The sequence below is a fragment of the Anaerococcus degeneri genome (genome assembly GCF_017874475.1).
Taxonomy (GTDB): Bacteria; Bacillota; Clostridia; order Tissierellales; family Peptoniphilaceae; genus Anaerococcus; species Anaerococcus degeneri.
The window spans coordinates 57,241-69,721 of record NZ_JAGGLO010000001.1 but is presented as its reverse complement, the minus strand read 5'-3'; the positions used below and the strand labels follow the sequence as shown (position 1 = coordinate 69,721).

General features: G+C 36.5%; 15 protein-coding genes and 1 tRNA gene. 6 read left to right on the top strand and 10 right to left on the bottom strand.

Annotated elements, in window-relative coordinates; translation table 11 throughout:
- Positions 1-108: 108 nt before the first annotated feature.
- From J2Z38_RS00350 to cls, 8 genes are all read right to left on the bottom strand, one after another.
- Positions 109-1,743: a pullulanase-associated domain-containing protein gene (locus tag J2Z38_RS00350; RefSeq protein ID WP_209771044.1), complete on the bottom strand. Its 1,635-nt coding sequence runs from the start codon at positions 1,741-1,743 to the stop codon at positions 109-111.
- Between the two features lie 139 nt (positions 1,744-1,882).
- Positions 1,883-2,653, bottom strand: a complete 771-nt coding sequence (gene udp / locus J2Z38_RS00345; protein ID WP_209771042.1) for a uridine phosphorylase — start codon at positions 2,651-2,653, stop codon at positions 1,883-1,885.
- A complete protein-coding gene (locus J2Z38_RS00340) occupies positions 2,650-3,336 on the bottom strand; it encodes an HAD family hydrolase (RefSeq protein WP_209771039.1) in 687 nt (228 codons plus the stop codon). The genes udp and J2Z38_RS00340 overlap by 4 nt, the downstream gene beginning before the upstream one ends.
- Positions 3,333-3,776: a deoxycytidylate deaminase gene (locus J2Z38_RS00335; protein ID WP_209771037.1), complete on the bottom strand. Its 444-nt coding sequence runs from the start codon at positions 3,774-3,776 to the stop codon at positions 3,333-3,335. Before J2Z38_RS00335 ends, J2Z38_RS00340 begins: the two co-directional genes overlap by 4 nt.
- A 13-nt stretch (positions 3,777-3,789) precedes the next feature.
- Positions 3,790-5,022: a hypothetical protein gene (locus J2Z38_RS00330; protein ID WP_209771035.1), complete on the bottom strand. Its 1,233-nt coding sequence runs from the start codon at positions 5,020-5,022 to the stop codon at positions 3,790-3,792.
- Positions 5,019-5,882: an ATP-binding cassette domain-containing protein gene (locus J2Z38_RS00325; protein ID WP_209771033.1), complete on the bottom strand. Its 864-nt coding sequence runs from the start codon at positions 5,880-5,882 to the stop codon at positions 5,019-5,021. Before J2Z38_RS00325 ends, J2Z38_RS00330 begins: the two co-directional genes overlap by 4 nt.
- Entirely contained in the window at positions 5,872-6,246 is a 375-nt protein-coding gene (locus tag J2Z38_RS00320; protein ID WP_209771031.1) for a GntR family transcriptional regulator, read from the bottom strand. The genes J2Z38_RS00325 and J2Z38_RS00320 overlap by 11 nt, the downstream gene beginning before the upstream one ends.
- Before the next feature lie 132 nt (positions 6,247-6,378).
- Positions 6,379-7,977 carry a cardiolipin synthase gene (gene cls, locus J2Z38_RS00315; RefSeq protein WP_209771029.1) on the bottom strand — a complete coding sequence of 533 codons (1,599 nt, stop codon included), beginning with the start codon at positions 7,975-7,977 and terminating at the stop codon, positions 6,379-6,381.
- Between the two features lie 87 nt (positions 7,978-8,064).
- Here cls and J2Z38_RS00310 point away from each other — a divergent pair, with 87 nt between their 5' ends.
- From J2Z38_RS00310 to J2Z38_RS00290, 5 genes are all read left to right on the top strand, one after another.
- On the top strand, positions 8,065-8,823 hold the full coding sequence (locus J2Z38_RS00310) for a bifunctional hydroxymethylpyrimidine kinase/phosphomethylpyrimidine kinase (RefSeq protein WP_209771027.1): 759 nt from the start codon (positions 8,065-8,067) through the stop codon (positions 8,821-8,823).
- 1 nt (position 8,824) lies between these two features.
- Positions 8,825-10,171 carry an MATE family efflux transporter gene (locus J2Z38_RS00305; protein WP_209771025.1) on the top strand — a complete coding sequence of 449 codons (1,347 nt, stop codon included), beginning with the start codon at positions 8,825-8,827 and terminating at the stop codon, positions 10,169-10,171.
- A 17-nt stretch (positions 10,172-10,188) separates the two neighbouring features.
- Positions 10,189-10,470, top strand: coding sequence for a hypothetical protein (locus tag J2Z38_RS00300; RefSeq protein ID WP_209771023.1), 282 nt, complete (start codon positions 10,189-10,191; stop codon positions 10,468-10,470).
- A gap of 71 nt (positions 10,471-10,541) precedes the next feature.
- A tRNA-Ala gene (locus J2Z38_RS00295) sits at positions 10,542-10,617 on the top strand.
- An 85-nt stretch (positions 10,618-10,702) separates the two neighbouring features.
- Complete coding sequence (locus tag J2Z38_RS00290) at positions 10,703-11,242, top strand: GNAT family N-acetyltransferase (protein WP_209771021.1); 540 nt, start codon at positions 10,703-10,705, stop codon at positions 11,240-11,242.
- Between the two features lie 60 nt (positions 11,243-11,302).
- On the opposite strand, the gene J2Z38_RS00285 is transcribed toward J2Z38_RS00290, so the two are convergent.
- Together J2Z38_RS00285 and J2Z38_RS00280 are read right to left on the bottom strand one after the other, a co-directional pair.
- Positions 11,303-11,611: a hypothetical protein gene (locus tag J2Z38_RS00285; RefSeq protein ID WP_209771019.1), complete on the bottom strand. Its 309-nt coding sequence runs from the start codon at positions 11,609-11,611 to the stop codon at positions 11,303-11,305.
- A complete protein-coding gene (locus tag J2Z38_RS00280) occupies positions 11,608-11,901 on the bottom strand; it encodes a DUF2089 family protein (RefSeq protein ID WP_225304661.1) in 294 nt (97 codons plus the stop codon). Before J2Z38_RS00280 ends, J2Z38_RS00285 begins: the two co-directional genes overlap by 4 nt.
- A 149-nt stretch (positions 11,902-12,050) precedes the next feature.
- Between J2Z38_RS00280 and gloA the strand changes: the two genes are divergently transcribed.
- The gene (gene gloA, locus J2Z38_RS00275) at positions 12,051-12,434 is read left to right on the top strand and encodes a lactoylglutathione lyase (protein WP_209771015.1); all 384 of its coding nucleotides are present in this window, start codon (positions 12,051-12,053) and stop codon (positions 12,432-12,434) included.
- Positions 12,435-12,481: the final 47 nt, after the last annotated feature.

The following is a 12,481-nucleotide window of genomic DNA, read 5'->3' as shown; positions in this document are numbered from 1 at the left end:
TATCTATAAAAAATAAATAAAAACCTATCTCTACTTGAATTTTAATCAAAGAAAAAAGATCCAAATAAGGATTTTCCATATTTGAATCTTTTTTATTATTTTAAAATATTAGAACTCGTACTTAGCTTCTAGTTTTTCTAGGATAGTGTCAGCATTTTTTACAAGGCTTTCTGACTTGGCGATTAGGTTGATTAGGTTAGTCTTAACGTCCTTGACACGTTCTGGAGCTATTTCCAAAAGTAATTTTGCAGCCTTCACTGCCACAACATTTTTCTCACGAGAAATTCTTAGATTTTTGTAAGACTTAAGCACTTTTTCACTTGGCTTAGACTTCTTTTCTGTTTTCTTCTCTGGTACAATTTTGTAATCTAAAGATTTTGAATGGCTTGGTTTCACACTTGGTACCAAAGGTTTTTTACTAGCTTCAACACTAGCTTCGGTTTTATCCTTATTCTTATCTATTGTTAGGCTTCTCTTACCGTCTTTTTCTTTTGTACCATTTTTCTCTACTTCTCCAGTTTTTTCATTTTTGATTATATAGGAAACTGAGTCTAATTTTCCATCTAGGGATACTTCCGCATAGTAGTTGCCATTTTTGTCTGATTCTGTAAAGTCTTGTGAGTATTCTTTACCCTTACCATCCTTAATCTTTACTTTCCAACCATCTATTTTTTTATCTGGTCTGTGGTAGTTGATTCTAATGATTGTTTGGTCTATGGCAGTAGCTGTAAATACATTGTTGGTTTTTGATACTATATAATTTTCTTCTTTTTTGCCATTTAACCATTTTACTTTTTGTTTAGGGTTTGTTGTTTTTACATTTGAAGCGAAGATTGTACCAACCAATGCTATTTTCTCTTTAGATGCATCAATATCCGGTTTTGCCTTGTACTTATTGAATAAACGATGACCCTCATTATTCAATTCATCTTTAACACCTTTACCAAGATAAAGTTCTATATCGATTGCACCTTCAGGTGTGTTGGTATTTGTTGCAGGTGTAATGACTTCAGATACGTATAGTTTGGTGTCTACTTGTACTGATGAATCATCATTGAAAGTTACCTTGACCTTTCCATCTTTTGATATTGAATTTCCGTCTTTAAATGACGATGCGTCCTTTGAATTTCTGTCATCTAAATTTGCTACATCTTTAATATTGGCTAAAGCATTCCTCACATCAATGTCAGTATTTACATCGTCTTTTTTAGATGTGTCAATAGCATCTACCCACTTAAAAGCATCACCTTTCCATACCTTGATTGGTTTAGTTGGTAATTGTTTGTCTTTAATAAGGTCTTCTATTTTTGGTTTTGAATGCCATGAACGTTCGTCTTTAGACCTTATCCAAACTTCATTTCCATTTCCTAAATCAAAAGACCTATCTCTGTTATCATCCTTAATCCAATTTGAATTATTTCTTTTGTCAGCTATTATATAGTTTATTTTATTAACACTTTTATGAACTTGGAATTCGAAGTAAGGTCCGTATTCATCTTTTTGTGAAAAGTTATATTCCTTCACTTCATTTCCATTTTCACCATTGTACCAAATATATAATACATATTCGGATGGGTATTCTTTATTGAAATGAACTTTAACTGTTTTCAATTCTTGCTGATTTTGTCGACCAGGTTCTTCTGCATAGACCTTAGTAATAGGTGTAATTGTTGCACCGCCCAACATTAATAGGCCAAGGCTTAGGGCACATATTTTTATAATTTTCCCAGATTTTGCTTTCATTTTTCCTCCTTATGGGAACGATTTCGTTATATTAATATTAATTATATTCTATAGCATATAATTTGTCAATCAAGCACATTTATAATTCGCACAAAAAGAATGCTCAGGGTTCATTCCTAAGCATTCTTTTAAGTTATCCTTATTTTTTATCAGCCTCAATCAAATTCTTAAGTCCCTCAATCCCCACTCTTATAGCAAGGTCGGTGTCGTGGATTACTGGATTTGGGAGATTTTGCTTTTCTCTTTCTTGGTTGGCTACTACCAAAAAGCATGAGCCGACTCTTACTTTAAGGAAGCTTGCCACTACAAAGAGGGCTGCTGATTCCATTTCGCTGGCAAGTGTTCCTAGCCTTTTCCAGGCTTCCCACTTGTTTGTAAGTTCGTAGGAGACTGGCATGGAGTCCGCTTCGTGTTGGCCGTAGAAGGAGTCCTTGCATTGGACAACGCCCACATGGTCTTTTGCACCCAAGGCTTCTGCCCCTTTTTTTAGGGCAACTGTCACCCCAAAATCTGCCACAGCTGGAAATTCGATTGGAGCATACTCCTTGCTTGTTCCTTCTGCCCTGATGGCAGCTTGGGCTATTACTATGTCTCCGCTTTTTACATCTAGATCGATTCCCCCGCAAGTACCGACTCTGACAAAGGTGTGGGCTCCAAGTTTAGCAAGTTCTGTCATGGCAATAGCTGCTGATGGGCCGCCTATGCCTGTAGATGTGACTGAGACTTTTTCCCCATTTAAAAATCCTGTATAGGTCACAAATTCACGCCTGTCGCCTACTTTTTTTGGATTTTCAAAATAGGCAGCGATTTTTTCACATCTTTTTGGATCACCTGGCAAGATTACGTATTTACCAATGTCTTCCGCTTTTAAGCCTATGTGGTATTGTCTACCGTCGTCTGAATATTTCATATGCCCTCCATGAGATTTTCTATTAAGTCTGCCACGGATGACACGCTAAAATTACAGGCCTCTCTTACAGCCTCATTTGTGACATAATCAAGAGTGTAAGAAAGTGGCGTATTTTTTAGAAAATCAATATCGTTGTAGTCGTCGCCTATGGCAATAATTTCTCCATCATAGGAATAAAAATCCTTGATAAAATCTATTCCTCTTTGCTTATTTATACCCTTTTTGACCACATCTATAACGCCAATAGAATAATGAAAATCAAAGTCTTCTGGGAAATGATTTGGTATTTGACTTTCAGAATAAATAGCAAGAGCCATTATGGATTCATTTATATTTTTAAGATCATTTTCCTTGGTACTTTCCGTAAAAATCGCCATTTGATTAGGAATTTCTTTGCCATAAAAATTTAAAAATTCCCTAGCCTTTGCTTTTGAAATAGTTGCCTTAAAAACTTCTATCAGTTGCCCCTTATCTTTTACAAAAATATGACCACCGTTGTTGCAAATTAGGGCATCAGGATTGATTTTTCCTTCTATTAGGGGATCTAAACTCGCAATAGACCTGCCTGTCACAATAGCAAAAAGATTCCCAGGTTGCTGGAAATCTTTTATTGCTTTTATGTCTTCTTGGGAAATCTTCCCGTCTATAAAAATTGTCCCATCAAAGTCAGATGCCAAGATCACTTTTCATCCTCTTCGATTTTAATATATTCTATGCCATTTTTCTCGAGAAGTTCGACCGCATAATCGTCCATCCTGTAGGCATTTCTGTAGTAAATTTTTTTGATACCCGCTTGGATTAGAGATTTTGTGCAGTTTAGGCAAGGAAAATGAGTCACATAGCAAATTGTGTCTTTGACTGAAATTCCTTCCTTGGCACAGTACAAAATGGCGTTCATCTCGGCGTGAATGGTCGCAATGCAGTGGCCGTCCCTCATTGTGTGGCCAATCTCATCGCAATGAGCATTGCCCTTGATCGATCCGTTATAACCTGTGGAAACTATCCTATTTTCGCTATTTACAAGGACACAACCAACATAGGCCCTGTCGCAAGTGCCACGCATGGCAACAGTTTCTGCCAGCCTCATAAAATATTCATTCCAACTTAATCTATCTTTTGCCATAGCTCTCTCCTAATTAAAATTTAAGTCTTATCCTAAATAGGATATCAAATAACTTGTAAGATATCAAGAGGGAAAGGGCGTAGGCTAAGATTCTGAGGATAATATTTCCATCGCCAGAGCTTACTAGGCCAGCTATTATAACAAAGAGGATTGAAGTTAAGGATAAGATTCCTGCCCACTTACAAATTTGTGATAGGACCTTATTTTTAACCATGTAACCAGATCTTTCTGCAGAAGACCTGCCTATTAGGAAGTAAGTTCCAAGGGCGATTATAAGGGCCACTACAAGTCCCGCCCAAAGGGTTGGAGTCTTATCAAAACTTGCATTTAAGAGTGATAGGAAAACTTGTGCTGCCGGGCTTAGGCTTCTTTTGAAATTATAGTAGGCATCGTTGAAAGTTCCTGGATAGGTTTCTCCAAATATTCCCAAAAAGGAAAATATTATAAGTTTAAACCATTCTACAAAACCTATGGCAATAATTCCTAGACCGATGTGACCAAGGAAGTTTCCTGCCAAAAGCCCTAAGGATACACCCACAAGAGATGCTGACACAAGGGAAATCATTGATTTCATGAGGAAGATTCCGATTTTTGCAAAACTTGCTATTTCTGAAAATACTGAGCCCTTAATTGTAATGGTCACCATTAGGATATTTATTATAAACAAGGCGAGTCCAAAGACTAGGGCCACCCCTACTTTCATCAAAAATTCCCTTTTCTTTGACCAAGGAAGCATCCTGGTGAAGTCGTAGTAGTTTAGGGATTCTTCGATAGATGTAAGTCCCATTGAGATTATCATGATAAAGACAAGGGATAGAGCCATAGAGCTTGTAAGCTTTTCTGTCATATCGATCTTGTAGGAATCAAGTTCTTCCATGACTCTCATAAATTCTTCGTAGGTAGCTTGTTTATGCCAAAGGTCGTATTTGTTGAGTTTTTCCATATATTCTTCATCATAAGACCTTTCTTCTTGATATTTTAGCTTATATTTTTTGGAATAAGCCTGGGCAGTTTTTTCTGCATCTTTTAGATATTTTTCATCAATTTTTTGGTCATCTGAATGAGCTTTTTCTTTGCCGAGATTCCTTTCCATTTGCCTTACATTATCTGTAACCCTAAAGGCATCCCATTTTAAATTGCTTTTGACCTCAAGAGTATTGAAAAGGGTGAAGAAAAATCCTAGGAGGATTAGCCATATTGCATATCTTTTCCAAGTTAGTTTGAGTAATTTTCCAAAGTCTTTCATATTTCACCTCCCTGTTCCATATAGAAGTAATCTTCTATCTTAAGGTCTAACATATCGTATTGGACAACTTGGTCGTCTGATAAATATTCGCTTAAAAGCTTATCGTCAGCCTTAATTAAGATGACCTTAACCCTACCAAGAGAAGATACAAGGACAGAATTATCTGCCAAAGCCTGTGGGAGTTTGTCTTTGACAACAACTTGGACCTTCCTGATATTTTTGGTATCCACACTTGTATTTTTGAGCTTGCCGTCCTTAGAAAGATATAAAATCTCCTCGCAAACTCCAGTCAAATGGTCTAAGTCGTGGCTTGAGGCAAGGACAGTTCTCCCTTCTTCCTTGGCATCTAAAATGTAAGAAAGAATCAGTTTTTTATTCAAAACGTCCATACCGTCAAGGACCTCATCAACTAGGAGGATATCAGCCTTTGATGCAAGGATGGTAATCAATCCTAGGAGGTTTTTTTGTCCCTTCGATAAATTTCTAATATTTTGGTTTGGATCAATTTCATTTTTGTTTATTTCAGCAAAGAAATAATCACTGTCGAAATTTTCATAGCTTATTTTGTAAAATTCTGGCAGGTCTTTTGCCTTATAAAAGCTAAAATAATCAAATCTGTCTGGCAAAAATCCTATGTGGGAAATGAGTTTTGGATTTTCGCTTAATTTCTTCTTATCAAGGGTAAATTCTCCTCCATCCGCCAAATATATCCCGCAAAGGATTTTAAGGAGGGTTGTCTTTCCTGACCCGTTCCTGCCGACTATACCTGTTATTGTCCCTGGCTTAAGGCTAAAAGAAACGTCTTTTAAAACCTGGTTTTTGCCAAAGGCCTTGCTGATATTGTTAACTTCAAATAACATCTATCTCACCTTCTACTTTCTCATACAATTCGATGATTTCTTCCTTGGAAATCTTAAGGAAAATGGCTTGGGATATGTCTTCTTCAAGCTTTTCCAAAAATTCGTCCCTCTTTAGGTCGATTTTTTCGATATTAAGCTCAATCACAGTCCCTATGCCCGGTTGGGTTTTAATAATACCTTGGTTGGACAACTCTTTAAATGCCTTGGAAACTGTTGTTTGGTTGATCAAAAGGTCTTTGGATAATTCTCTTACAGATGGAAACTTATCCCCATTTTGAAGGTAGCCTGCCGCAATGGCAAGCTTGGTTTGCTCAACAATCTGCATATAAAGAGGAGCCTCCGAATTTGGATCTAATTTAAACATCTTAACTCCTTACTGTTTGGTCATACACCATACATCTTGTATTCATTATATCAAGGATTGGTCTTTTGTCAAATAAAAAAGGCCAGAATAATCTAGCCTTAGTTTGATTTATAAAATTTTTACCAATTGCAATTACATCAGAGGGGCAAATGGTTTTAGGATTTTGCCTGCAATTTTAGTTGAAGTTTTCATATTTATGACGTCCTCGTCTGTCACAAGTTTAGAAACCGCAAAAAATTCGTCAAAGTCTTCTTTGATTGTCACTAGGCTCTTTGATTTATAAACCAAGACCCCGCATTCAAAGTTTTGGTAAAGGGCCCTGTAATCTAAGTTGATTGTCCCTACTACACCAATTTCCCCATCGGCCATCCAAGTCTTTGAGTGGACAAAGCCAGGAGTGTATTCATAAATTTTTACCCCGTATTTTAAGAGTTCTCCATAGTGGTTTTTAGCCAAGGTGAAGGCGACTTTTTTGTCTGGTATATGAGGAATTCCAAGCCTTACGTCGACTCCCTTCTTTGCCGCACTTTGGAGGGCTGAAATTATCTCATCATCAACAATGAAATAAGGGGTCATGGCATAAACATATTCCCTGGCGTTATTTACCATGTCTAGGTAAATATTTTTGCAAAGGCGTTCGTCATCTGTTGGATTATCTGCAAAAGGAATATAGTAGCCGTCTTCTTTTTGGGCAGTCACATATTCCAAATATGGTCCAAAGTCTTCGATGATTTGATCTTTTTTGGAAGCATTCCACATGGTCAAGAAAAGAACAGTCAAACTTTCTACAGCCTCTCCCTCAACTCTCAAACCACAGTCTTTCCAGTGGCCAAAACGCTCGTACCTGTTGATATATTCATCAGCTATATTTATTCCGCCTGTATAACCTACCTTGCCATCAACAACCATGACCTTCCTGTGGTCCCTGTTGTTTAAATAGGTTGAAACAATTGGGTACATTTTGGAAAATACCCTAAACTTTATTCCAAATTCTTCCATTTCCTCTTCGAAATTTGAATGAAGCCTGGTTATTAGGTTTGATCCATCGATCAAAAGCCTTACTTCAACGCCTTGGTTGACCTTTTCAACCAAAAGCTCAAGGATTGTCCCCCACATATAACCATAATCAAGGATGAAAAACTCCATGAAAATATAATCTTTGGCATTTTTAATATCTTCTATCATGGCTTCAAACATTTTATCCCCTAGTTTGAAATATTGGGATGTGGTGGATTTATAAGTGGAGAATCCGCCGATGTTTTTAAGATAGGTAGAAAGATTGATAAATCTTTTATCCTTAGTAGCCATGAGTTCCTTATGAGTTAGGGACCTTTGGTGGTAAATTCTTGATGCCACTTCAAGGTCAATTACCCTCTTGTGTTCACGCCTATAACCAATTTTGAAATATGCCATCCAAAAGGCAATAATAGCGAAGGTAGGCGCCACAAAGATAAAAAGAGACCAAGATAATTTCATGTAAGGGTTCATATCGTCAATATTTAGGATTACCATCATCATGATAAAACTTAGGATAGACGAACCTCCGAAAAGGTAGTATTGGTTGATGCCAAGGTACCTATAAAGGCTAATTAGGATAAATATTTGAAATAAAATCATAAAGGCAAAAAGTCCTGCCCTTGAGAATATCAGTGATCCCAAGCCCTTCTTAGTCTTCTTGACATATTTATTTTCTTTAATTTTATTAACAACATTTTTTGCTTGCTCGTTCATATTATTACTATACTTCTTTAAAGTTAGATATCTTTAAATATTTGACTTATTATTTCAAATCAATAAAATAATGCCAAGGAGTTTTAGATGAAAAATGTACTAATTTTAAATGACTTCGTATCCAAGGGGAAAATCGCTGCAAGGCTAATGGCTCCAGTCCTTTCCTATATGGATTGTGAAGTTTTTTTGCTGCCAACAGCAATGATAGCAAACAACTTTTCCCTAGGTGGAAATGCTTTTTATAATATAGATCCCTTTATCAAGGAAAGCCTTGAAAACTGGGAAAATTTAGGCATTAAATTTGACCTAATATTTATTGGCTACATAGAAAACGCCAGCCAAAAAGAAATGATAAAAGATTTTGTAAAAAATCTCGATTATAGACCAAAAATTGTATTTGACCCAATCATGGGCGATGACGGTGCCCTTTATCCAGGCCTTGATGATACTAAGGTCGCAAACTACAAGGACTTGGTGAACGTCGCCGACATCATAATTCCAAACCAAACTGAAGCGGAATTCCTAGACCTAGATATAAATAAACTTACAAAAAATGGCAAAAAAATTATAATCACATCTGCAAATAAGGATGGAAAACCAGCTGTTCTTTACTATGACGGAATGGAAAATCCAATTTTCTATGACAAGCAAAACATAAAAGTTGGAGGCTCTGGCGATCTCTTTGATGGACTTTTTATAGGCTATCTTTTAAAAGATTATGAGATTTCAAAAGCAATCGAAAAAACTTGCCAGGATATAATTAAAATCATGGTCGCAAATGAAAATAAAAATCCAGGAGCTATTGAAATAAATATTGAAAAGTACCTGACTTTGATAGGAGTCTAGGATGGAAAGGAATAGGAAAGCTTATTTTAAAAAATCCTTATCCATAGCTTGGCCGGCAGTCCTTGAATTTTTCTTTGTGTCAATAGCTGGCTTTATCGATACCTTCATGGTTTCAAGCTTGGGACCTGCTGCAATAGCTGCAATTGGCCTTACAATCCAGCCAAAATTCTTATCCCTTTCAGTCTTTTTCGCCATAAACGCTGCAGTTTCAGCTTTAATAGCCAGACGCCAGGGCGAAGGAAAAAGGGATAAGGCCAACGTAACCCTTACAACCGCCCTCTACATTATGGTATTTTTTGTAATATTTGTAGACTTGTTAATGATACCTTTCGCCGGGAAAATCCTAGAACTTGCTGGATCAAATCCTGAAACTCACAAATTAGCCTACGATTATTACATGATAATAATGATAGGACTAATTTTCAATGCCCTATCCATGCTCATAAATGCAGCTCACAGGGGCTGTGGCAACACTCAAATTGCCTTTATTTCAAATATGGTATCGTCAGTTGTAAATATCAGCCTAAACTTTTTATTAATTGAAGGTAGGTTTGGCTTTCCAAAAATGGGAGTCAGGGGTGCAGCCCTTGCGACAGTCTTAGGAACTGTGGTCGCAACTATCATGTGTCTAATATCTTTAATTGATAAAAATTCTTATATGAATTTTAGGACCATGGCAAAAAACAAATTCAAATTCTCTATGGAAATTGCTGGAGAAATTAAAAACCTAGCCGTAAACCTCTTTGTGGAAAATATTTCAGCAAGGATTGGCTTTATGATTACAGCAATCACAGCCGCAAGGCTCGGTACAGAGGCCTTTGCCGCCCACAATGTCGGTATGAACCTCCTTGGCCTATCCTTCTCCTTTGGTGACGGTATGCAAGTGGCTGCTATCGCCCTTACTGGAAACGCCCTAGGGGCAGGCCACAAGGACGAAGCTCTAAAACTCGGAAAGTCTTGCCAGGAATTAGGATTTATATTTTCGGTAATAATATCCTTGATAATGATATTTTTCGGCAGAAATATATTTTCTATATTTTTTTCTGAAAATCATATACTTGACATGGGTGTTCTAATTTCAAGGTTTCTTACAATAATTGTCCTCCTTCAGATCTCACAAGTTATCTATGGGGGTTGCTTAAGGGCCGCAGGTGATGTAAAATATACGTTAGGAGTTGCACTTGTGTCTGTAACCTTTATCAGGTCCATAGTAACTCTTATCTGTGTTAATGTCCTTAACCTAGGACTTGCCGGTATCTGGATTGGTATCCTATCTGACCAGGCATCAAGATTCTTGAGTTTAAGACACAGATTCAATTTAGGAGAATGGGTACACAAGAAAATATAAAAATATAGGAGGGTACTATGAAAAAATTATTTTCTCTATTAGCTCTAGCATTAGTGCTAAGCGCATGTGGTAACTCAGCTGACAAGAAAGCAGAAGAACCAACAGAAACAACTACAAAAACAGAAGCTCCAGCAGAAGAAAAAGCTGAAGAAAAAGTAGAAGATGCAAAAGATGCTAAAGAAGATGCTGACAAAGCTGAAGAAAAAGCTGAAGATGCTAAAGACGAAGCAAAAGACGCAGCTAAAGATGCAGCTGAAGAAAAAGTAGAAGAAAAAGTAGAAGATAAAAAAGGTAACTAATTTATCTTCACTAAAAGCCACTCACAAGGGTGGCTTTTTCTTTTTGTATGTAGTATAATGGATTTGTATTTGGGGAATTAGCTCAGCTGGGAGAGCGCTTGGCTGGCAGCCAAGAGGTCAGGGGTTCAAGTCCCCTATTCTCCACCAAATAGAAAAATCCGAGGCCTTGACCCCCGGATTTTTTTCTCTTATAAAATTTTTTCAAACAAGCACAAAATAGAAAGGTGTGAATATGAAAAATATCAAACTCTATCTCCCAAAAGAAAATGAATTAGACTTTGCCAAAAATCTCCTAAAAGATCCTGCCACCATGGCCTACAACAAGGGTTATGATCTGCCTTTTTCTGGCTATGATAAGGCAACTTGCACCATTACTCATGACCAGGCTTATTGGGAAAAATGGTACGAACTTTATTTTTCAAATCCAAGCGAGTATTTTTACGCTTATATTTATGACAAAGATTTAAAGGCCTTTGTAGGAGATGTAAATTTCCATCCTTCAAAACTTAATGATTTCACAAGGGATATAGGAATTGTGATTAAAAACGAATTTAGGAGCCAAGGATATGGAAAATTAGGACTAAAACTTTTAATCAAGAAGGCTTTCTCCTATGATTCTATAAAGGCTCTTCACAATGATTTTGAAAAAGAACGTGCTTTCGCTTTGAAAATCCATGAGGATTTAGGTTTTAAAATAATTAATGAATCTGATGGAATATTGTATCTTGAACTTGAAAAAAATTCGAAACTATCCGAAAATATAAAACTGTAGAGCCATTAAAATCCAATAAAAATTCAAAAACAGAGCCAAGGTCAACCTTAGCTCTGTTTTTTACATATCCATTATTTCCATCTTGTCTAGTTCGTCTTTTTGTTTTTCTTTTTGGTTGTAGTACCTATATATTAGGTAGAAGATTATGGTAGGAATGTTGGCTATTACCAAAGTTGTAAGGACTGCTGGCCAAACATTACCATCAATATCTGGTATATTTAACATATATATAATTGATATTATAAAAGAAATCCCTGGTAGGATTAGGCCTGCCCTTCCCTTTATGTGTTTACATATAAGAATTTGCCCAATTAAGGGTAGGAACAAAATAAAAATTGTTATTAATAAACTTACTCCGGCTAATCTCATTTTCCTTCTCCTTCTTTCTTGTATTCTTCAATCAAAATCTTGGCTGCATCTAGGGTGATTTTCCCGTCTATGGCCATCGATTTTATCAGGCTTACATAGGACTTATCTTCCTTATCTGATAGTTTTATTTTTTCAATCAGCCTATCAAGCCTTAGCCTCACTGTTGGGTAGGAAACCCCGTAGATTGCTGCCATTTCCTTTAAAGATCCCGATTCTAGGATAAATCTCTTGATAAAGTCAATTTCACTGTCATCGAGATTTTCAATCCATTCTCTCTTATCATTTCCCATGGCATCCTCCTTTGTTAATACCATTATAAACCTAAATAATATTAAAGTCAACTTAAGTTTTATTAATAATTATTATAAGCCAATCCTAAATAATATTTTGATGAATAATATTTCCCCTTTTGGGTTATAAATAAAATAAGGAGGATATTATGAAATTTTTACACACAATGGTTAGAGTCAAGGACCTTGATAAGTCCTTTAAGTTTTATACAGAAGAATTGGGTTTTGTAGAATCAAGAAGAAAGGAATTTCCAGAAAAGAAATTTGACCTGGTCTACCTAAAACTACCTCAAAGCCCTGATTACGAACTAGAATTAACATACAATTACGACCAAGAGGAAGGCTACGAAATCGGCACAGGCTATGGCCACATCGCTATTTCCCACCCAGATATCAATACTCTTAGGGACAATTTGATGGGAAAAGGCTACGAAGTTACCGAAATTAGAGGTCTTACACCAAATTCAAATAAATATTTCTTTGTGACTGACCCGGACGGCTACAGGATTGAAATTATTCAAATGGCTGACTAATCCACAAAAATCCGGACTAGGAATTTTAAAACGAATTCCAAAGTCCG